Origin of the sequence: Microcoleus sp. EPA2 (genome assembly GCA_020882975.1) — a bacterium.
Classification (GTDB): Bacteria; Cyanobacteriota; Cyanobacteriia; order Cyanobacteriales; family Microcoleaceae; genus Microcoleus.
Map to the genome: position 1 here is coordinate 52,166 of JAHRFD010000007.1, position 25,981 is coordinate 78,146.

Annotated in this window: 18 protein-coding genes; 11 read left to right on the forward strand and 7 right to left on the reverse strand. The window is 43.6% G+C overall.

Annotation, left to right across the window (positions count from 1 at the left end; genetic code table 11):
- Window positions 1-197: 197 nt before the first annotated feature.
- From AAFP14_RS09025 to AAFP14_RS09035, 3 genes are all read left to right on the forward strand, one after another.
- Window positions 198-3,113 (forward strand): two-partner secretion domain-containing protein, encoded by a 2,916-nt coding sequence (locus AAFP14_RS09025; protein ID WP_341731940.1) that lies wholly within the window; start codon window positions 198-200, stop codon window positions 3,111-3,113.
- The gene (locus AAFP14_RS09030) at window positions 3,103-5,010 is read left to right on the forward strand and encodes a ShlB/FhaC/HecB family hemolysin secretion/activation protein (RefSeq protein ID WP_341731941.1); all 1,908 of its coding nucleotides are present in this window, start codon (window positions 3,103-3,105) and stop codon (window positions 5,008-5,010) included. Before AAFP14_RS09025 ends, AAFP14_RS09030 begins: the two co-directional genes overlap by 11 nt.
- Window positions 5,011-5,264: 254 nt before the next feature.
- Complete coding sequence (locus AAFP14_RS09035; RefSeq protein ID WP_341731942.1) at window positions 5,265-8,189, forward strand: CHAT domain-containing protein; 2,925 nt, start codon at window positions 5,265-5,267, stop codon at window positions 8,187-8,189.
- Between the two features lie 34 nt (window positions 8,190-8,223).
- Here the strand turns inward: AAFP14_RS09035 and AAFP14_RS09040 are convergent, their stop codons facing one another.
- Genes AAFP14_RS09040 through AAFP14_RS09055 form a run of 4 tightly spaced genes read right to left on the reverse strand, consistent with a single transcriptional unit; the run spans window position 8,224 to window position 14,462 of the window.
- Window positions 8,224-8,946, reverse strand: coding sequence for a DUF928 domain-containing protein (locus AAFP14_RS09040; RefSeq protein ID WP_341731943.1), 723 nt, complete (start codon window positions 8,944-8,946; stop codon window positions 8,224-8,226).
- Between the two features lie 21 nt (window positions 8,947-8,967).
- Complete coding sequence (locus AAFP14_RS09045; protein WP_341731944.1) at window positions 8,968-11,313, reverse strand: CHASE2 domain-containing protein; 2,346 nt, start codon at window positions 11,311-11,313, stop codon at window positions 8,968-8,970.
- A gap of 28 nt (window positions 11,314-11,341) precedes the next feature.
- Window positions 11,342-12,793, reverse strand: coding sequence for a DUF1822 family protein (locus AAFP14_RS09050; protein WP_341731945.1), 1,452 nt, complete (start codon window positions 12,791-12,793; stop codon window positions 11,342-11,344).
- Window positions 12,794-12,797: 4 nt separating this feature from the next.
- Window positions 12,798-14,462, reverse strand: coding sequence for a sigma-70 RNA polymerase sigma factor region 4 domain-containing protein (locus AAFP14_RS09055; protein WP_341731946.1), 1,665 nt, complete (start codon window positions 14,460-14,462; stop codon window positions 12,798-12,800).
- 697 nt (window positions 14,463-15,159) lie between these two features.
- Between AAFP14_RS09055 and AAFP14_RS09060 the strand changes: the two genes are divergently transcribed.
- From AAFP14_RS09060 to AAFP14_RS09075, 4 genes are all read left to right on the forward strand, one after another.
- A complete protein-coding gene (locus AAFP14_RS09060) occupies window positions 15,160-17,346 on the forward strand; it encodes an SPFH domain-containing protein (protein WP_341731947.1) in 2,187 nt (728 codons plus the stop codon).
- A 476-nt stretch (window positions 17,347-17,822) separates the two neighbouring features.
- Window positions 17,823-18,041 carry a hypothetical protein gene (locus tag AAFP14_RS09065; protein WP_341731948.1) on the forward strand — a complete coding sequence of 73 codons (219 nt, stop codon included), beginning with the start codon at window positions 17,823-17,825 and terminating at the stop codon, window positions 18,039-18,041.
- 320 nt (window positions 18,042-18,361) lie between these two features.
- On the forward strand, window positions 18,362-18,721 hold the full coding sequence (locus AAFP14_RS09070; RefSeq protein ID WP_341731949.1) for a hypothetical protein: 360 nt from the start codon (window positions 18,362-18,364) through the stop codon (window positions 18,719-18,721).
- A complete protein-coding gene (locus tag AAFP14_RS09075; RefSeq protein ID WP_341731950.1) occupies window positions 18,721-19,122 on the forward strand; it encodes an HNH endonuclease in 402 nt (133 codons plus the stop codon). The genes AAFP14_RS09070 and AAFP14_RS09075 overlap by 1 nt, the downstream gene beginning before the upstream one ends.
- 144 nt (window positions 19,123-19,266) lie before the next feature.
- Here the strand turns inward: AAFP14_RS09075 and AAFP14_RS09080 are convergent, their stop codons facing one another.
- The 3 genes from AAFP14_RS09080 to AAFP14_RS09090 form a co-directional block, all read right to left on the reverse strand.
- The gene (locus AAFP14_RS09080; protein WP_472851035.1) at window positions 19,267-19,479 is read right to left on the reverse strand and encodes a type II toxin-antitoxin system HicB family antitoxin; all 213 of its coding nucleotides are present in this window, start codon (window positions 19,477-19,479) and stop codon (window positions 19,267-19,269) included.
- Window positions 19,480-19,762: 283 nt separating this feature from the next.
- On the reverse strand, window positions 19,763-20,188 hold the full coding sequence (locus AAFP14_RS09085) for a GUN4 domain-containing protein (protein ID WP_341731951.1): 426 nt from the start codon (window positions 20,186-20,188) through the stop codon (window positions 19,763-19,765).
- A 429-nt stretch (window positions 20,189-20,617) separates the two neighbouring features.
- Window positions 20,618-21,034, reverse strand: coding sequence for a helix-turn-helix domain-containing protein (locus AAFP14_RS09090; protein ID WP_341731952.1), 417 nt, complete (start codon window positions 21,032-21,034; stop codon window positions 20,618-20,620).
- Between the two features lie 99 nt (window positions 21,035-21,133).
- Here AAFP14_RS09090 and AAFP14_RS09095 point away from each other — a divergent pair, with 99 nt between their 5' ends.
- The 4 genes from AAFP14_RS09095 (at window position 21,134) to AAFP14_RS09110 (ending at window position 25,701) form a co-directional block, all read left to right on the forward strand.
- Window positions 21,134-21,418, forward strand: coding sequence for a DUF2470 domain-containing protein (locus tag AAFP14_RS09095; protein WP_341731953.1), 285 nt, complete (start codon window positions 21,134-21,136; stop codon window positions 21,416-21,418).
- 139 nt (window positions 21,419-21,557) lie between these two features.
- Window positions 21,558-23,135, forward strand: a complete 1,578-nt coding sequence (locus tag AAFP14_RS09100) for an AAA family ATPase (protein WP_341731954.1) — start codon at window positions 21,558-21,560, stop codon at window positions 23,133-23,135.
- Between the two features lie 103 nt (window positions 23,136-23,238).
- Window positions 23,239-24,411, forward strand: coding sequence for a FliH/SctL family protein (locus AAFP14_RS09105; RefSeq protein ID WP_341731955.1), 1,173 nt, complete (start codon window positions 23,239-23,241; stop codon window positions 24,409-24,411).
- A 186-nt stretch (window positions 24,412-24,597) separates the two neighbouring features.
- Window positions 24,598-25,701: a site-2 protease family protein gene (locus tag AAFP14_RS09110; protein ID WP_341732042.1), complete on the forward strand. Its 1,104-nt coding sequence runs from the start codon at window positions 24,598-24,600 to the stop codon at window positions 25,699-25,701.
- Window positions 25,702-25,981: the final 280 nt, after the last annotated feature.

Below are 25,981 nucleotides of genomic sequence, written 5' to 3' on the forward strand. Positions count from 1 at the left end.
ATCCGGCGATGATGATATCTTCAGCTCGTTGTGTTGTAAGATTATTAGGACTTGCGTGTAAATACCAAAGAAACCGGGTTTTTCACCAGTCTTAAAGGTTGGGGTGCAGTATTTTCGTAAAAAAACCCGGTTTCTGCCTCCAGGATTAATCATCTTAATATTTTCATCGATCGCCCCTTTTTATATCTTCCTTCCCTGTGAGCAATAAAACAAAGGCAAAAATATTCTGTACTCTATTTTATGTTTGTGGCTTTCCCACTTTGGCAACTGCCCAAATTGTCCCGGATGCCACTTTACCGATCAACTCCACCGTCACCTCAGATGGCAACACCTTCACCATTGAAGGCGGTACGGAAGCGGGGCGCAACCTGTTCCACAGCTTTCGCGAGTTTTCGGTCCCCACCGGCGGTACAGCATTTTTCAACAACATTGATAGCATTCAAAATATCTTCACTCGCGTCACAGGCGGGTCAATTTCTAACATTGATGGCATCCTCCAAGCCAACGGTAACGCTAACCTATTTCTCCTCAACCCCAACGGGATTATTTTTGGCCCGAATGCCAGCCTGAATATCGGCGGCTCGTTTCTTGGTACTACAGCCGATCGCATCAATTTCGCTGACGGTACATCATTCAGTGCTACTAATCCCCAAACAACTCCTCTGCTAACTATTAGTATTCCTACGAGCTTGCAATTTACAGGAACTCCCGCAGAAATTCGCATTGAGGGGATTGGCCACAATTTCAGCTTAGGTGATGATGACAAAGTAGATAGGAGCGATCGCCCTGCTGGTCTTGAAGTAACAGCCGGGAACACCTTAGCGCTCATTGGGGGCAATCTCACCCTAGACGGCGGAAACCTCATAGCTGAAGGAGGGCGGATTGAGCTTTGGTCAGTCAGAAACGGTCAACTAACCTTGAATAGCAGCGGACAGATCGCAATCGAAAATGCTGCGCCCGCCACCGAATATGGTGACATCCAATTCACCAACGCAGCATCCGCGGACGTTAGTGGTGTTGGAGGTGGAACGATTCAAGTACAGGGCAGAAATGTCTCCCTGACAGGCGGTTCGGCAATGTTAAGTATCACTGAAGGATCGCAGCCAGGAGGCTCTTTAACTGTAAACGCTTCCGATTCCGTAGAACTGATCGGCACCACAACTGAAGAACGCCCCCTTTTCCGTAGCGGCTTGCTGGCAGAAACTCAGGGCGATGGCACTGGCAGCAATTTAAGCATTGACACAGGGCGGTTGAGTATTCGAGAAGGAGCCGTTGCACAAACTGCTACCTTTGCGGCTGGTAATGCTGGAAATTTAACCGTCCGAGCTAGGGAACTCGTGGAACTGATTGGCCCTGTCACAGATTCTGAAGTCACTACTGGCGGTTTGTTTTCTGGAGTCGGTTCAGAGGTAACGGGAAACGGAGGTAGTTTAACTGTTGACACCAGACAGTTGTTTCTGCAAGGTCCAACTGAGATTTCCAGCACTACTAGCGGTTTTGGTCGATCGGGAGATTTAACAGTAAACGCCATCGATTTGGTGCAATTGTCAGGAATTAGTGGTTTATTTGCAAATGCACAAGGAAAGGGAAATGGAGGAAATTTAACAGTTAATACGAGACAGTTGATTGTGGAGGAATTAGCTCAGATATCAACGTCTACTTTTGCCTCTGGCAATGCAGGAAATTTACTAATTCGCGCTTCTGACTCAGTGGAGGTAAGGAGTGTCGGTGGCTTATTCGCTCAAGTTAACGGTCAACAAACAGAACAGGGAGAAATTTTGCCAGCAACGGGAAACGGAGGTAATTTGACGGTGGAAACCAGACGGTTAACAGTCGAGGGGGGCGGTCGGATCTCCGCAACAACGTTCGGCGAAGGGTCAGGAGGAACCTTGACAGTTCGAGGTATTGGGTCAGCAGAAACAGCAGCGGTGACTCCTGCGGAATTGGTGGAAGTAATCGGAACCTCAACTGAGGGGAGTCCCAGCGCTTTATTTGCCAGCACACAAGCAGGTGCTGCTGGGGGCAATATCATAATTGACGCGAGGCGGGTGGTTGCTAGGGACGGCGGACAGATAACAGCCTCTAGTCTGGGTGCAGGGCCAGGAGGCAGTATCGAGGTGAGAGCTTCCGACTCGGTAGAATTGAGCGGCATTGGCAGGACAGAAACAGGTGAAGCATTGCGGACAGAAGAAGGCGAGCTACTCCGCAGTGGTTTGTTGGCTCGGACGCGGGGCGGTTCTGGTGATGCTGGTAGTTTGAACGTCACTACTGAAAGATTGACGGTTGAGGGGGGAGCAACACTAACAGTTAGCAGTCGATTGGGAACAGGGACACCAGCAGCCGGCAACTTAGACGTAACAGCCAGCGACATCCGACTAGACAGAGGAACCATTACCGCCGAAACTAGATCCGGTGACTCCGGCAATATCAACCTCCAAGTTTCCAACTTCTTACAGATGCGTAACAACAGCAATATTACGGTAACAGCCACGGGCGATGCCACAGGTGGCAATATCGAGATTAATAGCAGAGCCTTAATCGCTGGTATCAACAGCGACATCACCGCCAATGCAGTCAACCGCGAAGCTGGCCGCGTTGAAATTACCGCCCCAGAAGGAATCTTCGGTGCCCGATCGCGCCGTGCCACAGATCCAACCTCCAACCTTAGCAGTGACATCACCGCCACATCCCTAGCAGGCCCGCAACTCGACGGCCAAGTTCTCCTCAACACGCCCGACGCAGACCCCACCCAAGGCGTGGTTCAACTACCACGGACGATCGCCAATCCTGATGCGATCGCCCAAATTTGCCCCAATCAACGACAAGCAGGAACCGACAAAACCTTCACCAGAGTAGGCCGCGGCTTGCCCGCAAATCCGGGAGAAACACCCGGTAATGGCTCCAACGCAGTCGGTTTAGCCGATACTGTAGCCCCTGTAAAACAACGAACCAGAACCGCTCCACCCCAACAACTCGGAGCCCCTAACCGCCCCATCCTATCGGCTCAAGGTTGGGCGATGAACAGCAAAGGAGAAGTGATTTTTACTGCTAATCCTGGTACTGTTCCCCTCCATAGCCCCGTTCAACCTACCCGTGGTTGCTATGGTCAATAAAGGAAATCCGAAAAAGGGCGATCGCCTCCTACCAATAGCCGTGGGAATATTAGCTAATAATTGGACTGTTTTGCCCCTGAAAGCACAAACCGTCCCCCTATTTCCCGTAGAATTCACAGCACAAACACCGATCGAAGCTCAAACTCCTAACTTCTCAGAACCTTTGGCACCGCAAACAGTCCCTTCCGAGCCAAATGTACCCCAGCCTAAACCAGACCCTACCTTACAAGAAGGGAAAACTGAACCTAATTCCGATACCAGTGAGGTTTATGAATGTCCGCTCTCAGTGCGATCGGCCCAACCCCAATCTCCTCCAACCCAAACACCAGAAGATAGCAAAACCGATGAAGTAATCGAAGCGATATCCGTTACTAATTTTCGCTTCATTGGCAATACAGTTTTCAGTCAAAAAACCCTAGAACAAGAAATTATTAAGAAAATCCTCAAATTAGATAACAATACTAACAGAATCACCTTTGCTCAATTGCAGCAACTGATTTCCGAAGTAACAAAACTATATAATCAGAAAGGATATATAAATTCCTTTGCCTACATTCCCACCACTAGCGAAGAACCAAATCAAAGGTTACAAAACCGAGGCGCTGCTGGGGAAGTGATCGTTAAAATAGTCGAAGGTGGCTTAGAATCAATTCGAGTTAGAAGAAGGAAGGGAAAACAGCGACTCAATCTCAATTATATATGCAGCCGTTTGGCTCGCGCCTCCCAACCCTTACAAGTTCCTCACCTATTAGATGCCCTGCGATTGCTCCAACTAGATCCCTTAATTAAAAGTATTTCTGCTGAATTAATACCCGGTTCCCAGTTCCACAGAAGTGCCCTAGAAGTTAAATTCGAGGAGGAAAAAACATTTAGTGCTGCATTGCTACTAGATAATCGACGAGCTCCGAGCATCGGCAGTTTCCGTCGCCAAATACAACTAACAGAAGCTAATTTATTAGGAAAAGGAGATGGTTTAAGTCTGGCTTACACCAATACTGATGGTAGTAATGCCTTTGACCTCAGCTATACTTTGCCCTTAAATCCTCAGAATGGCACAATTAATCTATCAGCGGGTGTTACTGACAATCGCGTTATCGAAAAACCTTTTGAAAAAGTTGATATAACCGCAGCAGCACAATATTTTGACCTAAGTTTGCGCCAGCCTGTCTTGAGAAATCCCAGACAAGAATTAGCCCTAGGAGTGACAGCAACTAGGCGAGAAAGTGGCACTTCCATTTTAGGGGAAGATTTTCCCCTGTCTGCGGGTGCGGATGCCAAAGGGCGCACGGGAATATCCGCGGTCAGGTTTTTTCAAGATTGGACTTTGCGGAACAATGATGAATTGTTGGCTTTGCGCTCTCAATTTAGTTTGGGATTGGGAGTTTTTAATGCTACTGTTAATAGCGAGGCTCCTGATAGCCGATTTTTGGCATGGCGGGGACAGGGACAGTGGATTCGCCGCTTCAGGAGAGACACTTTTTTGGTGGCAAAAACTGATATACAATTGGCGAATAGGACGCTTTTACCTCTAGAACAATTTGGGATTGGGGGTGGCAATAGTGTCAGAGGTTATCGCCAGGATATTCTGTTGGCTGATAATGGGATTTCGGCATCGGCGGAGTTGAGGTTTCCGATTGTTGGCAGGTCCGATCGAGGGTTAGGAGTTTTACAAATTGCCCCTTTTGTTGATGCTGGCACGGTTTGGAATAGTTCGGGTATAGAGAATTCTGAGCGTCAATTTTTGATGTCTGTAGGTACGGGTTTGCGGTGGGAATTGGGTGATACTATGTCGGCTAATTTTTACTGGGGTATTCCTTTAGTTGATGTGAATTCGAGGGGGAGAACATGGCAAGAAAAAGGTTTACATTTTTCGGTTCTATCCAGGTTCTCTTTTTGAAGCCTGTTCTTCACAGATTTCGGGTGCATCTGTGTTTTGCAAATATATTCGTAGGGGCGAAGCATTCCGGCAGACAATTTATTAGCGATAGCCATAAATTTAGAGCCGGAATGCTTCGCCCTTACAAAATCGGGATGCTCCCCAGATTTCGCCGCAGTCTGAGGCTATTTACTATAATAGTTTTAGCTGGATTTATAGCATTTTTTGCGGTCAATGTCAAGGCTCAATCTATATCGAATTTGGCAAAAAGTGGGGTGTCAAATTCTCCAGTGAGTTGGCAACAGGTGGATGATTTGGCAGTAATATCAAATCCGTTAGCATCGGAATTATTAAACTCTCTCTTCTCTTCCTTCGCGTCCTTCGCGCCTTCGCGGTTAAATCATTCCGATACAACCGGAATTGGTATAATTCCTGGCAATTTAGGGATGGGGAATGAGTCGCGATCGCCCCAAGCCTGGGAGAATTTAGCTAGAACCAGTTATGCTGCTGGAGAGTTTGCAGAGGCTGCGAAGTATTGGCGGCAAGCTGTTGCGGGTTTTGCGGCGGGGGGAGATTGGTTGAATCAGGCGATCGCCCTGGGTAATCTTTCGTTAACTTATCAACAGTTGGGGGATTGGAAAGAGGCCAATAGTGCGATCGCCAAAAGTCGCAGTTTGTTACCGGAGGAGTCGAAGGTACAGTCGCCAGGGGAATTAAAGGCGATCGGTCAAATTCTCGATATTCAATCCAATGGGGAATGGGAACAAGGACAAATTAATCTTGCTTTGGAAACTGGGAAGCAAGCAACGAATATTTATGTTAAATTAAAGGATAATTTAGGCTGGAAACGTAGCCTAATTGCTCAAGTTAAAACTTTGCAAGAATTAGGTTTATATCAGCAAGCTTGCCAAGCCATCATCCCTGTTGTCGAATCAAGCAATTCCGAAAACTTCGTCATTCCCAGTCAGGATTGTCAGCAGTTAATTAGTCAAAAATTAATTAAAGAAAGTGTCAAAACGCCATCAAATCCGAATTTGAAAAATATCCAAATTACCGGGGCGCGTCTCCTTGGCGATGTGTGGAGACAGCTTGGTTATTTGAAAGAGTCTCAACAGTTGCTGGAAGAATTAGAGCGAGTTGTGACTCAACAAGAATCTCCTCAAGAACAAGCTTTAGTCTTACTAAGTTTAGGTGATACCTATCAAGCTCTGGGAAATAGAAACAACTTCTTGTCTGAATTGAATCAGTCTGAAGAATACTACCAAAAGGCTAGAAAATCCTATGAAAAATCGGCGCTGGTAGCTGCGAATAATTCTTTTGTAAAAGTCCAGGGACAACTGAATTTATTAAGTCTTTTAGTTAAGCGTAAAAGTGAATTTACGGAAAATGGAAAGGAAATCGAAAAATTGCGGTTAGAAATTTGGTCTCAATTGAGTAAGTTGCCACCAAGTCACAAGCTAGTTTATGCGGAAGTCAATTTGATGAATAGTTTAGTTGAGTTCAATAATCAACTAAAAACTCCTAATCCTGTTTCAAACTCTTCTCAGTTAAATGCAGAAAAGATATTCAATTACTGTTTGCCAAATTCTGCAATGGCGGCTGAAAATGTGCTGGGAAATATGGCGTCTGTCTCTTGGGGAGAAGTTGGCAGATTGGGTGCAAAGGCGATCGCATTGGCTAGGGATTTGGGCGATTTCAGGGCAACAGCCTATGCTTTGGGCAATTTGGGTACTGTGTATGAAAAAAATCAGCAGTGGCTGGAGGCTCAACAGTGTACGGAACAAGCTTTGTTGTTGTCGCAGAATGTTAGTTTAAATGCGCCGGATCTGGCTTATCAGTGGCAGTGGCAATTGGGGCGGATTCGTTGGCTTGGGGAGGCGAAGGATGTTAAAGGGGCGATCGAAGCTTATACTGCTGCATTTAATACGTTACAGTCGCTACGCAACGATTTTGTGCCAATTAGTCGGGATGGACAGTTCGATTTTCGCGATCGGGTAGAGCCTGTTTATCGGGAATTTGTGGATTTATTGTTACAAGAAAATGACCCTAATCAAGACAATTTGAAGCAAGCTAGGAATGTAATTGAGGCGCTTCAGGTGGCTGAGTTGGATAACTTTTTTAGGGATGGTTGCATTCAGATTAAAACCAAACAAATTGATGGGATAGATCGAACAGCAGCAGTGATTTATCCAATTATTTTAGAGGATCGTTTAGAAGTTATTGTCTCCCTCCCCAACCAATTATTACACCATCGCTCATCTAGTGCACCTCGCAAAAAAGTTGAGGAGCTTATCAAAAAACTGCAACAGGAATTGAGCGAAGCCGGTGAACGTGCTGAAGTTCCCAAAATTTCTAAATTTTTCTATGACTGGTTAATTGAACCTTTTAATAAATATCTGAGACAATACCCCGATGTAAAAACATTAGTATTCGTCCTAGATGGAAGCTTGCGCAATATTCCAATGGGTGTATTGTATGATTATGATGAAGTTACTCAAAAAGGCAATTTTTTAATCGAAAAATATGCTATAGCTTTAGCACCCGGTTTGCAACTAATCAGCCCCAATACCTGGCAACCAGAAAGGTTGAAAGTTTTAATAGCTGGTTTGAGTGAAGAACGGACTTTTCCAGGGAGAACTCCATTCCCGGCTCTTAAATATATAAACCAGGAGTTAGGAAATCTCAAAAAAGAGGTTCCTAGCAGCGAAAAGTCGCTAATTAACCAAGATTTTCTTAAAAATAGCTTAAGAGACGAAATTAACTCTTTGCGTTCCTCAGTGGTTCATATAGCAACTCATGGTGAATTCAGCTCCGATCCCGAACAGACTTTTATTGTTGCTTATGATGACCTGATCCAGAGTAAAGAGTTAAGCGATATACTGAGGGGCAGGCGTGCCGGCGAAAGTAATAGTATTGAATTATTGGTTTTGAGTGCTTGTAAAACAGCCAAGGGCGATCCTAGAGCTGCATTGGGGCTAGCTGGAGTCGCCGTGCGTTCGGGAGCGCGCAGTACATTAGCCACATTATGGTATGTTGACGACGAGTCTACAACGGAAGTAATGATTCGGTTCTACAACGAATTAAAAAAACCCAATGTGAATAAAGCTGAAGCACTCCGCCAAGCTCAATTATCGCTTCTAGCAAAACAACCTGACTCCTATTATTGGGCTCCTTTTGTGATGCTCGGAAATTGGTTATAAGAATAGTCTGATTCTGAGAACTATTTATAAAATTTTATCGAGGTAGCACCGATCCAGTTATCTTTTCTTCCTTCAGTTTTTCCAAATCCATAGCTTTCAAGATGTTAATCCAGTCATTAGGACTACTGCGAATCTGCGCTAGATCGGGCATATCATACCAAAGCTGGTTAGTAATATAGATTGCAGCACGATTTTCGATCGTTGCAGCCTGCAACTGAGCCTCAAGGTTTACTCCCTCGACCCGTTTCACCAAACCTGTATGAAAAACCGAATTAGATCCCGATGAGTTTTGAGACGAACAGTAAAGTCGGAAATACCAGCGATAGGTTTTATTAATCTCTAAAGATTTTTGCTCTTGGGGAAGGTTGACGCTAACAATCCCCGGAATGTCAGGTAGTTTAAAATCCATTTTATAGAGCCGATTTCCTTCTGCATCTTCTAAAGAAAAAGTCCCGTAGCTGACGCTTTGACTGCTGTAGGGAACATAAAACCAGAAAGTCGGACGATCGGTAATTGTCGAGGCTAAAAAATCTGAACTCCTAGGGGGTAACAAAGGGGTAAAAGGTACGCCTGCTGTGTCTTCACAGGGTCCACGAGTACCTGTGGGTTTTCGCTCTGAAGGTCTACTATTTACAGGTGGTTGTTGAGAATCAGAAACTAGGAGATTGTTTAAATTAAGTTGCACATATCCCAAAACTAAGCAGTTTGTCACGTTAATAACCGCCAGCGTCCAAGCGGAGGTGAACAGAGTTTTCATATAGGTGTGCTATGGGAGCTGCTATGAGTCTTTCCTAGCATTGTATACTATTAAACATCCGCTAGCACCCAACAAAGCCAATCCTGATGGTACAAGGGGTAGCACGCATCCTAATGTCAGCAAGCTAAACCCGCAGCTCCCATATAAAATACTGAGTAGCGCTCCTTGAGCTAATCCTAAATGCAGTCGAGATTGGAGGCCGATGGCACAAAAACCCCCCACCACAGACCAAAGCAAAATCAAAACAGTATCGCCCCACTGAGGTAAAAACCACATCAGAGGTATACCATCTTCAATGGCAGTAATAATTTGACTGACCCTCTGGGCTAAAAACATTAAGCTAGGAATTTCTTGGTTGTAAGGCGTGTTATAGTTTGCGTTGTTTCTAGTTGGGTCCGTAACACCAATTAAAACAATTTTCTCCTTGATATCAGATGGGTTAACCTGTTCGTTGAGAATTTGCATAAGGGTTACTCGCTCTGCAATGTCAATTAGAGAGCGGCGCGATCGATAATTCAAGATTATTTGAAATCCACCTAATTTTTCTTTTTGATAAAAACCTCGGTCAATTTCTAAATTTTTGAAATCTGTTTTACCGATTTTCCAATAATTTTCTCGAAACTCGACTGGCAGCTTGGAAATCCGAGTTCCATTACTATTGGGTTGGCTTTGTAAATAATGTAAAGCTAGCTGAAAACTTAGCGAAAAAAATGTTTTGCACTGAGAAGACGGGTAGGGCTTCATAGCCAATAAATGTCGCCGAATCACGCGATCGGAATCTTCTATAATATCGCCAAATCCGGGTCGATTATCTGGCAGGTTTGGTATTTGTAGAATCCCTTCTGGTAGTTTTTCCGAAGGAAACATACATATAGGAATTATATGATTGTGCTTTTGTAAGTATTTAATTAAATCATCACGCCCTTGCCCTTGTGGGATATCTCTATAAATATCCAAACCAATAGTTCGTGGTTGGTGCTTATTTAATTTTTCTAGAACCCGAACTATTGTTTTATCTTGTAGGGGATATTCATTATTTAATTTCTTGAAATCGTCTGTCGTAGCTTCAACAATTAATAAGCGAGAATCTAGCGCTTTATCTGGCATAATCTGTGTTAGTTCATCAAAAGCTTTTTTTTCTAAAGGTTCTAACAATCCCAGCCACCGCACTCCCATCACAGCGCCGGTGACTAACACACTAGCCACCAACACAGCCCGAAGATTGCGCCAAATCGAAACACGTTGCCGCTCTTCCTCATTCCCCTTGAGTAACTCATCCCAAGTGGGAGGCTCCACAGCCCGATGCTCATAAATCATCGGTAGCCAACTAGCACAGGGATATTGAATATCCATAACGTGCAGCTTTTTCCGCGCCTGCATAACAGAGTCGCGCAAAGATTTCTTCTCTCTAGCAAATGCGTTTAGAAAATGCTCCAAAAATTTCTGAGCAACTTCATCCGGCACTCGCTCTCGCATGGCAATTATCGCAGGAATTTCCAGGGAAGCTAGTTCCTTGACTAATCCCATGCCATCACAAGAATTGAAAATTGCTAATTTTAAACCGTGCTTAATCGCATTTTCTAAACCATACTTTAAATCTTTAATCGCTATACTTTCAGTTTCACTCAGAGCCAGCTTACCTTGACTGTAATCATCTTCACTAGAACTATGACCTGCAAAAAATAAAATATCCCAATTCTGGTTCCATAACTCGTCATCAAGCTTGCTACTATTAGTAGCTGTTAAAGTTGTAATTTCTGCATCATTATGGGCAATAGATTCTTTTAATAGTTTTAAATCTGCCTCGACATTGATGTCTGAACTATCTCCTAATATAACTAAAACTCTAATTTTATTCTTATAATTATTTTGGCTTAATTTAGAATTAATATTAGTAGTTAAAAGAGCAAAACTAGGTTCGACTTCCAACTCTTGAAACTTATTCCATAAATGCCAAGGAAAACTCCACAAACTAATATTGTCTGTTTCGATAATGACCCTGACATCATTTTTATGAGCACTCAATACTTTTAAAAGTAAATCTCTCACCTCCTGAAAATCAGAATCTGGAAAATTTAGCCAATTATTTACACTTATTTCTACCCCCTTGGCTAATTCTTTCACTGAAACATTGGTAACTTGCGCTTTCTTGAGCTTTTCTAATTTGCGATAAGAACCAAAACCGTCATCCATGCGATTTCGCTTCAAATTATCATAGTTTTCTATCAAATCTTTAGCTGGTGGAAATTTCCCGCTAACTGTACTTTGAAAATTCTGATAATTAATGCTATCGCAAATTCTGAGGGTGACAGGATAGCGTTGCTCATTGTCAGCATCGCGTATTTCCAAAATTACAAGCTTGCTCATCGCTTTTGACCTCCCGATCCTAATTTAGTTAAATGGTAAAATCTTCTGTGATGCTAACTTCGCCACAAGCCAGTTTTACCTGGAAATTATCGCCGATCGCACCTCTGAATTCATACATTAGCCTATTGGTAAAATGGTGTGCTTTTTCTTCCCAAAAAACTTCGCCATCTTCATCTAGGATAATTAGTTCGAGATTTTGTGGTAGAGTTTTCGATCGCACTGGTAATACCCGCAAGAAAATATTGGTTTTATCACTTCCTTCAGGTAACAGAGTGATTTCTAGCACTACGCGATCGCTATCGAGCTCCATTTTTAATTCAATCATCTTACCAATTCTCACCCCCGCAGCGGCATTTTTGGGGTCAAGTTTTCCCAAACTGACTGCTGCTTGGCGCTTCAAGGCATCATTTTCGGTAGTTTCCCGCAAGTGTGTCAGTGCGGAAATTGCCTCCTGATTTCCAGGCTCAACGCAACCTAATAATTCCGCAGCCCGCAATTGATTGCTTTTATGGCGGCGATCGCGCAATAAATCAAGCAATGTCGGAATTCCCTTAGGGCTGCTAGAATCACCATAACGATAACCTTCACCTTCCATCGCATACATTAAGCCAGAATCTAACAGTCCCAACCTCTCAATTATGTCATCAATCGTCTCCCAGCCAGCTTGAATATAAGTCTTGGCCCACTCAACTAAACGTGATTGACTTTCCACCACCAGTGGTTCCTGAATAATTCCTAAACGCAGATTATATAGTTGTTGTCTGCATTCATCATTAGCCAAGAAAGATGCCCATTCCCCAAATGGAACTAGCAACCGGGGAGAATACACCGCAGAATTACCCAAAGTATGTAATAATTGAGTCGATTCCACCTTGGATAAAATTGGCAAGGGTGAGACTTCTGCTTGCAAATTCAACCCTAGAGTTATGTCCATGACAACGAGAGATTTAGTTAATTCCTGTATGGGTAAAACATAAGTGCGATCGGCGGCATTATACTTACCTTCATGCTTAAGTTGGCGGTGCGTAGCAAACCCCAAAACTTCCATCCAGCACTCCCCATCATCCCCATCCAAATTCATCTGCACCGCCAGGTAATAATCAGCATTCCAATTAGGAATATCAACCCATTCCTGCGGCACGCAAAATTCCTCCAAATCTCCCTCATCGCTAGGAATTAACACTAATCTAGTTTCGCCAATTTCGATAGCAGTGCCATTAACAACTTCCCAAAGACTAGCAATATCCTGACGTTTACCAACATAAATTGGAGGCAAATCTTCCTCTGCCCACACTTCTGAAATCCAGTTCAAAAAAGGCTTTAAACAAACACTATTTAGATAAGCATTGTAACGAGAAAGTGGATTAGAATGTTCTTGAGCTTCGTGCCATGCAGTCTCTATATCTGCTGGGTCAATTGTCAACCGCACGAGGCAAGAATTACTATAATCAACTGATTGTAATTTGGTTAAATCAAACATTGGTTTATTCCCCTTTTTTATAAGCGATTAAAGTTTTCAAGGATTCTGCTACAATTTTATCAATTGTTTCGCCGTCATAGATGATATCTAAAGATAGATTTAGATGCTCATGAGCTAGGCAAATTTTAGAGTAATAAAAACTCTTGAGCCACTCTTCTACATACTCTTTTTCCCAATGAGGTAGTTCCTTGATTAAATAGGCTTGTAACTTGTCTTGAGATTCAGAAATTATGGTCTTCACATCTAATAAACTAAGACCCAATTGACTGGCAATTTGCTGTTCATTAAGCTGTTGACCGTAGCGCCTAAACAAAATATTTTGAGCTTCCCGTCTCAGTTCTTTTGTTGCTTGTACTAAGGCTGCTTCAATTAAATCTGAGTGCCGGGGGGCGCGGAAATCTTTATGTAACCATTCAATTACATAATTTTTTACCCATGCCTGGGGTTGTGATTTGTTAATCAAGGTTCTTAAGAGTTGCTTCTTAATAGTATTGAGACGACGAGAAATAGCGGACTGGCTCGTTCCTAATTGAGTTTCCAGTTGCTTTTGCTTCAAGCCGACACCATAATAAAGCAGGAGAATTTTGTGTTGAGCGGGTTTGAGGCGATCGAGTTCTTCATGGAAATCCAGTTTAGTTTGATTCAATAGGGGATTGGCTTCTGAATCAGATTCTTCAGCTTCCAGACTAATTATTTCTGACTCTAAGGCATCCCATAATTGGTTACTGTCTTGTGGCTGAGTTATTGGGGATACATTCTGAATATTTTCAGGGCTAGAAATAATAACTCGATCGTATTTTTTTAAGGCCTCAATGGAGGTTTCCATCCAAGCTTGCATTTGCTCTCTGCTAATACTTGAGCCTGCGGAAACTTCATGGGGAGCACAAGAGAGAGACTTTTCTGCATTATAACATTCTGTGGCAGCTTGAAAGTCTTCCATGTCAGGCTCCAGCCATTTATCCCCCAATCTTCTCAGGGCGGGATTCTGAACTTTGTTAAAGCGATAAACTTGTTGAAAGTATTTGCGTGCAAAGATACATTGAGAAATGTAAGGTTCCTGATATCCGGCTCTTTGCAGTGCTTCCCGCAGCTCTTTATCACTTTTTTTAACTACCAGTCGCCACCGGGAAAATTTACATATTTGGTGTTGGTTTTTAATCTCCTTAATTAAGGTTTGTTGAATGTATGTATCTAGAGTAGCCTGAGCTTCGTCATAAGAATTTAACACTTTGACCAGATTATCTGAACTGTAAACAAAAACCCGAGCTGAAGATAGATATTCCTCCCAAGAGCGGTCTTGTGCATTTAGCCATACTTTTTTGCTGGCATAATAGCAGTTTTTTTCAAATAAACTAGCTAAATGCTCTAAGGCTAATCTTCTGCTGTTTTTGGGTTCCCAATCTTCAAGTATAGGCGCTGAAGTAATTATTATATTCCGCCAAAACATTGAGAGACTTTGGATGATATTTGGCTGAGATAACAACTGTCTAAATGTCGGGTTGTGTTTTTGGTATAACTCAAAATTGCGTTTGAGAGCCGGAATATTCTGCCACTTAATCAGTGGGGGACAGTTTTGGGTATCGAGCATGAGATAGGTAGAAAAAACCTCGGTATTATTTGGACGATCTGGTAATATGGGAATGGTTTCTCGATGAGAGTAAGTGGTCATTTTGGTCGATTCTCCAATCACAATAAAGAAAGATTTTAAGTCTGACGCAGGGGAGGGAATTTTTGCCGGTTTGAGTCTTTCTCCAGTTTAGTTTAAGCGACTTAAAGATTTATCCTAGTGTTTTTTCTCTGACTGATTGGATGAGTCCTAGGATGGATGCACTTGTTTTCTGTTGAAAGGTCGATCGCCTGTACCAGGGCCCAGATGTTTGTGAGGGAGCGATCGACTTTGGGAATAGCTTGAGCATAGTGGTTGGGAGAGCGTGCTGTGTGTCTTATTAATTTATTGGGATCGTCCCTCGAAATTTATGAGGGTTGCTGTGAGTTTTTGTCTTAGCACTTTCTCTGAGGCAGCAGTATTGAGTGCATCACTAGGTGGCTTTCAGAGGCTGAAACCCTTTCAATACATGACTTTCAAGAGATAAATGATTCCGTCTGATTTTCAATAAAAGTGACTTATTGAAAATAAATAATATTTTTGAAATCTCAAAACTCGTCAAATCCTAGGGAGCATCCCGATTTTGCATAGGCTTTCGCATGACCGCAGACAATTTATTAGTAATAAACAGAGATTTACAGGGGTCATGCGAAAGCCCCTACAAATATATTTGCCAAACACAGATGCTTAAGTTTTGGGTCAAACTTTGCGATCGAGGCTAAGCTTGAACCAATAGGACAATCTAGCCCATATTAAACAAATGCTTGATTTATTTAAACCCAAGTCAAAAATAAAAGTTCCTGTTTTCAAACAATTAGCAGTGGCTGTTTCGGCTGCTATAGCTTTGGGCGCAACAAGCAGTTTAAAAACATCGCCCGTATTAGCTGCTAGCGATATCCCCCCTACCAGTCAAATTTCGACGCAGCTAGTAGCTAAACCTGGGTTACTATCGAAACAGCAACTTCAAACTACTATCGCTGTGCAGACAACACAGATGGACTTATTCGGCTCAATTGTACCAATTGTCGTAGGTGGTGCGATCGTTCTTTGCATACCATTATTTTTTGGTGGATTGGTAGTAATTGGCGATCGCGAAGTAGGCATTGTCAGTAAAAAGTTTAGCTTCGGTGGCAAAGCTTTACCACCCGGAGATTTAATTGCCCTAAACGGAGAAGCGGGATATCAAGCTGATACTTTACCTCCCGGTTGGCACTGGGGTTATTGGCCTTTGCAATACAATGTTCGTAAAGAATCTTTAACAGTAGTTCCCCAAGGTGAAATTGCCTTAATTATCGCAGCAGGTGGTCAGTCTATTCCCTCCCAGCGCATCCTTGGTAAAATCACCGAATGCGACAATTTTCAAGATGCTCGAAAATTCCTCAAGAGCGGTGGCGAAAAAGGTAGACAACTAGGAATTTTAACCGGAGGTAGCTATCGAATTAATACAGCATTATTTACTATAATTACCGCAGCTAATGCACAGAAACATGGAATGACAGCAGAACAGTTAAAACTGTACAAAATTGCTCCCGATAAAGTGGGAATTGTGACCACTTATGACGGTGTTCCTATTCAAGATGGCGAAATTGCTGGCCCGATTATTCCGAATCATGATAATTTCCAAAATGCACAGAAGTTCATCATTGGTGGAGGAAGGCGCGGCTTGCAGGAGCAGGTTTTACTATCGGGTTCGTGGAACTTAAATCCTTGGTTTGTCGGGGTGGAACAAGTGGCAATGACTGAAATCCCGATCGGCTATGTGGGCGCAGTTATTTCCTATGTCGGTAAAACCTCAGAAGATATCAGTGGTGCTGCTTTCACCCACGGCAATTTGGTGGAAGTTGGCAACAAAGGCGTGTGGATAACTCCACTTTATCCTGGCAAACATCCGCTAAATACGCGCATTTTGAAGGTAGAATTAGTACCGACTACAAATATTGTTTTGAATTGGTCTAGCAAAACAGAAAGACACAGTTACGACTCTCAACTTTCATCTTTAACTGTACGTTCTCAAGATGGTTTTGCCTTTGATTTAGAAGTAGCTCAGATTATTCATGTGGGAGCCTTGGATGCTCCGAAAGTCATCTCTCGTGTCGGTTCAATGCAGAATTTAGTTGACCACGTTTTGCAGCCGACAATTGGCAATTATTTCCGCAATTCGGCTCAAGCTTATTCTGTGTTAGATTTTCTCTCGGCAAGAAGTGGCAGACAAGCGGAAGCCGCCGAGTATATTAAAGCAGCTTTGCGTACCTATGATGTGCAAGCAATTGATACTTTGATCGGGGATATTTTGCCACCGGGAGAGTTGATGCAAACTCAAACGGATCGCAAAATTGCGGAAGAACAATGTAAGACTTATGAGGTGCAGCAATTGGCGCAAACTCAGCGGCAACAATTGGTGCGGGAAACGGCGCTGGCTGAGATTCAGCAAGAGATGGTAAAATCGGAACAAGGTGTGAAGATTTCGGAGTTGAAAGCGACTTCTCAGGTGAAACAAGCTCAAGGTGAAGCTGAGTCGATTCGGGTGAGGGGAAATGCTCAAGCTGAGGCTTATCGCGCTGGTGTGATAGCTTTGGGTAATTCCGGTTATACAGCTTTGCAGTTAATGCAAATTATAGGCGATCGCCATGTACGAGTTGTACCGGATGTGGCGGTAAGCGGTAATGGTAGCGGCGGCGGTTTGGTTGATGGTTTGTTGGGGATGATGATGTGGAATCAAACTAGCAAAAATGGTCAAAATGGTGGGGAATTACCTGTAGTTAAGTTACCCAAATCTGAGTCTTCTGTGTTGGAACCTGCGGCGAATTTACCAGTAGCAAAAGCGCCTGCGGTGAAGTCTCCCGCATCTCGTACTAATTCGCCAGTGGCTAAGTCTGAGGCTGCGGAACAGAATGATATTGAGTCGCTGTTTGATGAATTGCCCTTTGACGATCGCTCTTTTAGTTAGGGTGTGTAGTTTGTAGAATAGAATACTCGGATACCCTGACTTTTTAAAGAACTCAGGGTATCTAATACCAATTTAATGAGTCGTTGCATATATCTCGATCCCCCTCGCATCCCAGGGCTGTTTCATTCTCAGGAAAACGATGATTTTGTAGGGGTAGTGCCAAGAGTGCCTACCCTCTTCGTCCACGATTTTGTATGTGTTTGGTGAGATTGGGGCGGGCACTCTTGGCACCGCCCCTACAAGAGAATGAAACAGCCCTGCCTCGCATCCCCACCCCCCCAAGGGGGGAAGGGGGACGAAAAATCGGAATCTTGTCCCCCCTTAGTAGGGGCGGTGCCCCCGTGCCCGCCCTCTTTGTTAGGGGGGATCGGATTCTATGCAGCCTCATAAAAAATTGGTATAAAATCTATTTTTGAGCTATAATCAAATCAACCTTTCCTAAATTTTCCACAACATAAGAAGCAGAAAAATTTGCTATGTTAACTAATGTTCGAGAAGTTTACGATCGCGTTCTGTCTACCCTTTCGCCAACGAATAGACTGCGCTTGGCAACTCTTATTCTCAACGATTTGGTGCAGCAAAATCTGTCGGTTGTCGATGAAAGCGAGACTTGGACTGAAGAAGATAAACTCGATGTGACGACATTTTCTTTGCAGTATGTGGCCACCATTTTTCCTGAAAACGAGGTGATGTAATAGTGTCTTTTAATCCTGGTGATGATGAACGTAAAAAAAAATGGATTTCAATAGCATTTATCTAACTAATTTTAGGCGCTTTTAACTGCAATTGCAAATCCTTGAGAGCGGGCGATCGATCTACGAGCGATAAACTTATAGCAATCCTAAATCATTTGCATAATTCTTGTAGGGGCTCTTGGCCCCGTGGTTGCCCGATAGATAGGGGGTAGGCACGGGGGCACTACCCCTACAAATTTACCTGAATCATTTAGGATTGCTATAGCTATAATTGTAGGGAATCAGGTTATACTAAATTAGTAACTAACTTTCACTCAGATATGACTACGGTAGCTATCCTGCCTGTACTTAATACCAACGGTGAGAAATCCTATCGCGCTATTGCGGGCGATCGGCAATCTGTCGGTCAAACTGCGGGTCAAGCTTTAGATGCTTTGACTTCTTTGTTAGGCGAAACGGACTTCAGCGCATTAATAGTCATTCAAAGGTTTAATCCTGATGAATTATTTACTATACAGCAACAAAAAAAATTATCAGAATTAATGAATTTGTGGCGTACAGCGCGCGATCGAGGACAAACTCTTTCTCCCCAACAACAAGCGGAATTAGAAAGTCTTGTCGAAACTGAACTTCAAGCTGCTACTATTCGGACAGAAGTTCTCCTACAACAATCGATCTGATGAATCCTAACTACAATTTAGTAGCAGATCGTGCTGCTCATCGTTGCGAATATTGCCGCGCACCTGAAATCGTATTTAACTTTCCTTTCGAGATTGAACATATTGTTCCACTTTATCGAGGCGGTAATAATGAGATTTCAAACTTAGCATTAGCTTGTCGCTCTTGCAATCTGCGGAAAGGAACTAATACAAGCGGAATTGATTCTACATCTAATACAGAAGTTTCGCTGTTTCACCCAAGAGAAAATAGGTGGGAAGAGAATTTTCAAGTGCAAGCTGAGTCAGGTGCGATCGCAGGAATGACACCAGTAGGTAGAGTAACAGTTACAGCTTTGGGAATGAATTCTCAAGCACAGTTAATAGCGCGACAATTATGGATTCGTTTAGGTTTATTTCCCTAGCTTTGCGGATCGCGGGTAATCAAAGTGCCAACATCGGTTAAAGTTGGCCTAGGTGAATCTGGGGTTAAAAATTAGAGTTTGAGTATAGCATAAATTTATTATCCTTGAATTTTGCCGACTTAATTTATGAAATATTTTGCTCTACTACCGTGCTTCTACATACTCACAGAGAGTAGTTGGTTCGGGAATGGGTAAACCGTCCTCTCGCAATCCTTCTAAGTGAAATTCGATCGCTTCTTTAATTTGCTGCTGTACTTCCGCAAGGGTAGCGCCTGTAGCTGCACATCCGGGTAAATCTGGTGCATAAGCTGAATAGTTATTGGGTGTTTTTTCAATGACAATGGCATAACGCATCATTTAGTCTCGACTTTAGAGTAGATTAGGATTGACGCACTGACCAAAGAAACCGGGTTTTTACCGAATCTGCTGGCTACAACCAAATATTTCGTAAAAAACCCGGTTTCTGAGCCCCAAACAGTTTGTGTTGGCCAATTGCTATCACCCGAATTTCGCGAGTCTGTTGTTTGAAGAGTAAACCCCCGCGTAGCAGGTATTGAAATGACCAAAAGCCGATAACTTCGTAGAAAAAGGTTCTAGAATAAATACTTAAAAAGGGGCTGAAATTGCTATAAATTACAGCTTACAGCTCTTGATGCGAGAGAAGAGAGAACCACACAACCAACCCAAACCACCCCAACACCCCAACAACCCAACCGAATCCTTCTCCCCCCAACGCAAACACACGCGCACACGACGGGAGGTGTCCCCGTGATGCTTGCTTTAGATTAAACGTCAGGTCATCGTACTCCAACCAACCTTTCCTCCCCTTTCTCCTCTTTCTCCAACCCACACGATCGCCCAACTTGCATTCAGTGTCATAATCAACTTTACCGCCTACTTCCAACCAGATTTTTTTCTGGACGCTAAAGCCAAAGTGACCCTGACTGTATTTTACCCACAATTGGTCGATCGTCCGCAAATCATCGCCAGGAAAATTCTCGATCGATTCCTTATCAAAATAGTCTTTCTTCAGTTTGTAGTGCCGGATGGGTTTTGGTTGAGGCAATCAGGGTTTAGACACTGGCTCATAAGTATAGCAGGTTGTTTAAATTCTCTCTAATTGCTCATTATGATAAACTGTCTCGCCTCTAAAAAGCAATGAAAAGGAAGCATTCTCAGGATTTACGCATTCCGATTCAATAAACCGGGTTTTTAGAGAATCTCTCGGTGACAATGCGTCTTATCGTAAAAATCAGGTTTCTGGACTCAAGTCCTGACTACAAACAAAAATATGGTTTTATACCAATTTTTTATGAGGCTGCATAGAATACGATCCCCCCTAACAAAGAGGGCGGGCACTCTTGGCACCGCCCCTACTAAGGGGGGGACAAGAATCCGATCTTTCCTCTTTTTTCCCCCCTTGGGGGGGGTAGGGGGGGGTGGGGATTTAGGGGGATCGGAATATGTGCAACGACCCATTAAATTGGTTTTAAATTCAAGCAGTTTTCTTAACTGGATGCAGCGGAAAGAAGACAGCCGGGGAGACGCTGAAAAACTCTGCAAGTTTTTGGATATGTTCGGTTGTAAGTTGGCGCTTTTCGCGGAGGATGTCTGAGACAATAGACTCGGTTTTAAAAATAGGAACTAAGTCTTTTTGTCTGAGTTCAAATTCTTCGATTAAAGCTTTTAACAGTTCTACTCCGTAAATGTCAGGTATGAGTTCTAAAGTTTGCTCGTACTCATAAACCAGGGTTCCTAGTACATGGAGGTAATCGCGTTCGTCTGGAGTCAGTTCGCCTTTATCTAACAAGGAGTCGATCGCTGCTTGAGTTGCTATTAATTCCTCCTCAGCATTTATAGGTCGTGGAGGAAATGCTTGTAGTAGTTCGATATAAACGCTACAGTTTTTCATGGGAGCATCCTATTGATGTTAACTTAGCAAATTGCGAAGTGACTTGTCAACCACGATTCGCAGTACAATCTATCTATATTGGATCGGAGGAATTTCCCTATGTCAGAACCGTTTTCTACTGAGATTAGCGATCGCATCTGCAACCACATGAACGAAGATCATGCTAGTGCTGTAGTGCTTTATGCTCAAGCTTTTGGCAACAAACCGGATGCAACCGAAGCTCAGATGCTGGCGATTGATGCAACTGGCATGGATTTAACGGCTCAAGTCAATGGCGAAACTTTCCCAGTCAGAGTCAATTTCGATCGCACTTTGAAAGATGCTGAAGATGCTCACCACACTCTGATTGAAATGCTGAAACAAGCTCGCAAAGTTGCCCCATAGCCAATAGTCTCCTCTTCTGTTATAATTTCAAGGTTCCTAGTCCAGATTTTAGTCCTTTTTCAAGATTTTATCAGGACTAAAATCTCGACTAGGAACCTTATTTTTAATCTCACTTAAACCCTTTAAGAGCTTAAATAAAATGACAGAAAATTACCTCCAACTAAAAGCAGGTGATGCCATTAAGGGCGATCGCCATAACCCTTTCGAGGCCCTGGTAAAACGACTAGATTTGATGATTCGCGCCCACTATTCGCTGCTGTATATTGTAGGCGCGGAAGAAGAACCTGTGGAAGCAGTAATTGCTCAAGTAGCACTGCAAGTAACTCCCGCGCGCCGGGTGTTGTTCTGGGATATCGTGCGGGGCTGGGAAGATAATGGTTCCGCCAAAGGTTCGGTGATGGCGGCGCTCGATCGCATTGGCAAAACTGCTGTAGAAGAATATACCATATTTGTGTTGCGGGACTTGCACCCAATTTTGAAATATCCCTACACCGAAAAAAATGTGCCGGTAGTCCGAGAATTACGCAATTTAACGCGGGAATTGAAGCGCAGCAAAAAAACGATTGTTCTGACTTCTCCCGCCCTGGAATTACCAGAAGAATTGCAGGAAGAAGTGACAGTAATTGATTTCCCTTTGCCCAACGTTCAGGAAATCGATCGTTTAATTTCTCACCTAGTGTCTCAGCCGGAACAGTTGCAAGTTACTGGTTTAGGAAGGGAACAGTTAGTTAAAGCTTGTCAAGGTTTGAGTCGCGCTAGAATTGGGCGGGTTTTAACTAAAGCGTTGGCGGCCAAACAGGAGATTAATGAGTCAGATATTGATGGAGTTTTAGAAGAGAAACAGCAAGCCATTCGCCAAACGGGAATTTTGGAGTTTGTTAATTCCAAAGAATCTATCAAAAATGTGGGCGGATTGGAAAAATTGAAGCAGTGGATCGAGATACGGCAAGATGCTTTTACTGACGAAGCGCGCAGCTATGGCATACCAAATCCCAAGGGCGTTTTGTTAGTGGGAATTCAAGGTACTGGGAAATCTTTATCAGCCAAAACAATCGCCTCGGAATGGCGTTTGCCACTGTTGCGGTTGGATACTGGCAGGCTGTTTGGTGGCAGGGTCGGGGATAGCGAAAGTCGGGTCAGACAGATGATAGAATTGGTAGAGGCGATCGCCCCTTGCGTTTTGTGGATCGATGAAATAGATAATGCCTTTGGCAATATTGTTAGCGGCGATGGCGATTCGGGAACATCCCGTCTGGTATTGGGTAGTTTGATTACTTGGATGCAGGAAAAAACCAGTCCGGTGTTTATTGTCGCAACTGCAAATAATGTGCGGATTTTGCCCGCCCAGTTGCTGAGAAAGGGCAGGTTTGATGAGATTTTCTGTTTGCATTTGCCTTCAGAATTGGAGCGGCAAGATATTTTTCAAGTCCATTTACAGCGGTTGCGATCGACTATTTGGCGAGAGTTTGATTTGGGGATTTTGGCTAAGCGGACTGAGAATTTTAGTGGTGCAGAAATTGAGCAAGTTGTAATTGATGGATTGTATCGGGCTTTTGGGACTTTTGTCAACGGTCAGCGGCGAGATTTGACGACTGAGGATATGTTAAAGTCGATCGAGGAGACAGTACCTCTAGCTACCATGGCGCGATCGCAAATCGAAGATTTGAAGCGCTGGGCGGCCGAAACAGGGGCGAGAACAGCTTCTAATCATACTTAATTAGTTGATTAATTGAAGCGCTATAGTCAGCGGGGGAGAAGGGATGGATTCGATGGTGATTAAGTCAAGTATGCTATAATTCAAAATTTAATCCTATATTTTTATGACGCGATTTATTCACGATCGTTTTGCCAAAGAATACCTGGAAGAACTTTTGTCACCCATTGGAACAGTCAATATCGGCAGAGATGTAACTTCCGAAGTCCGAGAAATTGATGTTTACTTCACTCCCATCACCCTAAATCCAGAATACTTAAAAGCTCTGGGATTGTTGGGAAAAATGGCAAGCACAACTGCTATTATTGAACCGTTTCGGAATCCGGCCAACGTCAGCGAAATTTGTAGCTGTCTAGGCAAGTTATTGGATGTGCGAGGTGAATTAGAGCGACAATCTAGAAGAGAAAATACTCGCCTTGATGATTCTCAGTTACCCAAACTGTGGATTTTGATGCCCACAGCATCAAAAGCATTGGTGGATAGCTTTAATGCCAAGCCAGATACAGAGAATTGGATGGAGGGAATTTATTTTTTGGGCGAGTCTTTGCGAAGTGCCATTGTGGCCATTCACCAGTTGCCAGAAACTCCAGAAACCTTGTGGTTGAGGATTTTGGGCAAAGGTAAAGTGCAGCAAAGGGCGATCGCTCAATTGAGTGCTTTACCAACGGAGGCTCCGTTGCGGATGGTAGCGCTAGAATTATTGTATCGGTTACAGTCAAATTTAGTAACTGATATCCCACAGGAATTAGAGCCAGAAGAGCGGGAGTTAATTATGGCTATTGCACCACTTTTTCAGCAACAAATAGAGGCAGCACAGCAAAAAGGTAGAGAACAAGGACTAGAACAAGGGCTAGAACGAGGGCTAGAACGAGGGCTAGAACGAGGACTAGAACGAGGACTAGAACAAGGGCTAGAACGAGGTAGACAAGAACAACAGCGCTTAATTTTAGAAAATTTTCTGCAAGTCAGGTTTGGAGAATTAAACCCAAAAATGACGGTTTTTCTAGCTCCCATATCAAAGTTGTCTGCAACGGATTTTACCATGTTGTTACTGGCACTATCAATGCTGACAGTCGATGTATCAGGGCGAGAATCAGCGGTGAAATTATTAGCTGAAAGTGTCTTGAAAATCAGTTCAAATGAATTGGGGGATCTTTTGCCGATCGCCATCACTAATTTATTGGCATTGTCTGTAGCAGAATTGGCACTATTTGTAGAGCAACTGCCGCAGTTATCGGCTGATGAATTGAGGGAAAGATTGGGCAAGATACCTGATTAATCTCAAACCTGTTTGAGTAGTCGTCAAGGGCGATCGCACTTTCTCTGTCCAAGGGCGATCGCTCTTTACCGAACCTACCCAGGCGGATACCACGCCCATCGACAGATTAACATTCTCGTTACATTTCGTTACTATAAGGAAACAGAGAGAAAAAAACTCTGCCCCATAGTATCAGAGGTAGCCATTATGAATGGTACATTTCGCGTCGGCAACCTGTTTGGAATTCCCTTTTACATCAACGCATCTTGGTTTTTAGTCCTGGGCTTAGTAACGTGGCAGTATGGTGGCGCACTAGCTGCTCTGTTTCCTACCTTGGGCCCTCTAGCGCCCTGGATGCTGGGATTATTCACAGCATTGCTGTTATTTGCTTCGGTGTTAGCCCATGAATTGGGACATAGTTGGGTTGCTATCAAACAGGGAATTGGCGTGAAATCCATATCGCTATTTCTGTTTGGTGGATTGGCTAGTTTGGAAAGAGAATCTAAAACTCCGGCTGAGGCTTTTTGGGTGGCGATCGCAGGCCCGTTAGTTAGTCTATTGTTATCTGGTTTGTTAGCAGCGATCGGGATTGGTGCTGCTCTCACAGGCCCCGCGGCGGCAATCGTCCAACTTTTAGCTTCGATTAACTTAGCTTTAGCTCTATTTAACCTGATTCCTGGTTTGCCCCTAGATGGTGGTAACATCCTCAAAGCGATCGTCTGGAAAATTACAGGGAACCCTTACAAAGGTGTCATTTTTGCTAGCCGTGTGGGTCAAATCATTGGTTGGATTGCCATTGCTACAGGGATATTTGGCAACATCTGGAATTTAGTAATCGGTTGGTTTTTGTTGCAAAATGCTGGTCAATCTGCACAATCTGCCACAGTCCAAAATCAACTGGCTGGGCTGACAGCCGCAGATGCTGTTACTCCTGGAAGCCCCATCGTCTCAGAAAACTTATCTCTGAGAGAATTTGCCAATAACTACGTCATCGGTAATCCTCAAAACTGGCGTCGCTATCTGGTAACAGATGATGAGGGACAATTGGTAGGTGCGATCGAACTTGACGAGCTCAAAACAATTCCTACGGGTAACTGGCCTTCTGTTCAAGTGAAAGAACTCCTCAAGCCGATCGAATTTTCCGCCACCGTTGAACCAGAACAATCCCTCCTAGAAGTTGTGACTCTCCTGGAACAACTCAAAGTCCAAGAACTCCCTGTGATTCGCGGCAACGGTGTTCTCGTCGGACTGATCGAAAAAGCTGAAATTGCCCGACTCTTGCAAAGACGAACTGCCGCAAACCCAGCTTAATAAGTGAGCCTCAATTACTCCCCCTAGGGACACGGCACTCCCGTTTCCCTACTACACTTTATCCACCTCTTCGAGATTGTATACGCGGAAAAACCTCGCTGTTCCAATTGGATCTAGCGAGGGAGAAAATAGCTAATTTCGGATCTGATAAATGGTGGCAGTGGCTGTTGTCGAGCCATTGCCATCTCTAGCTATCCTGTTCCAGACTCACAGATTTAGCCACACAGAAATATTTCAGAGCAAAACCTCTGCTTGAACTCCAATCAACCAGTCCCAGCAA

Excerpts from the sequence above, each read along its gene's own strand:
- AAFP14_RS09030 (WP_341731941.1), top strand. The coding sequence starts at position 3,103 with ATGGTCAATAAAGGAAATCCGAAAAAGGGCGATCGCCTCCTACCAATA.
- AAFP14_RS09040 (WP_341731943.1), bottom strand. The coding sequence starts at position 8,946 with ATGAAAACTCTGTTCACCTCCGCTTGGACGCTGGCGGTTATTAACGTG.
- AAFP14_RS09045 (WP_341731944.1), bottom strand. The coding sequence starts at position 11,313 with ATGAGCAAGCTTGTAATTTTGGAAATACGCGATGCTGACAATGAGCAA.
- AAFP14_RS09050 (WP_341731945.1), bottom strand. The coding sequence starts at position 12,793 with ATGTTTGATTTAACCAAATTACAATCAGTTGATTATAGTAATTCTTGC.
- AAFP14_RS09055 (WP_341731946.1), bottom strand. The coding sequence starts at position 14,462 with ATGACCACTTACTCTCATCGAGAAACCATTCCCATATTACCAGATCGT.
- AAFP14_RS09060 (WP_341731947.1), top strand. The coding sequence starts at position 15,160 with ATGCTTGATTTATTTAAACCCAAGTCAAAAATAAAAGTTCCTGTTTTC.
- AAFP14_RS09065 (WP_341731948.1), top strand. The coding sequence starts at position 17,823 with ATGTTAACTAATGTTCGAGAAGTTTACGATCGCGTTCTGTCTACCCTT.
- AAFP14_RS09070 (WP_341731949.1), top strand. The coding sequence starts at position 18,362 with ATGACTACGGTAGCTATCCTGCCTGTACTTAATACCAACGGTGAGAAA.
- AAFP14_RS09075 (WP_341731950.1), top strand. The coding sequence starts at position 18,721 with ATGAATCCTAACTACAATTTAGTAGCAGATCGTGCTGCTCATCGTTGC.
- AAFP14_RS09080 (WP_472851035.1), bottom strand. The coding sequence starts at position 19,479 with ATGATGCGTTATGCCATTGTCATTGAAAAAACACCCAATAACTATTCA.
- AAFP14_RS09090 (WP_341731952.1), bottom strand. The coding sequence starts at position 21,034 with ATGAAAAACTGTAGCGTTTATATCGAACTACTACAAGCATTTCCTCCA.
- AAFP14_RS09095 (WP_341731953.1), top strand. The coding sequence starts at position 21,134 with ATGTCAGAACCGTTTTCTACTGAGATTAGCGATCGCATCTGCAACCAC.
- AAFP14_RS09100 (WP_341731954.1), top strand. The coding sequence starts at position 21,558 with ATGACAGAAAATTACCTCCAACTAAAAGCAGGTGATGCCATTAAGGGC.
- AAFP14_RS09105 (WP_341731955.1), top strand. The coding sequence starts at position 23,239 with ATGACGCGATTTATTCACGATCGTTTTGCCAAAGAATACCTGGAAGAA.
- AAFP14_RS09110 (WP_341732042.1), top strand. The coding sequence starts at position 24,598 with ATGAATGGTACATTTCGCGTCGGCAACCTGTTTGGAATTCCCTTTTAC.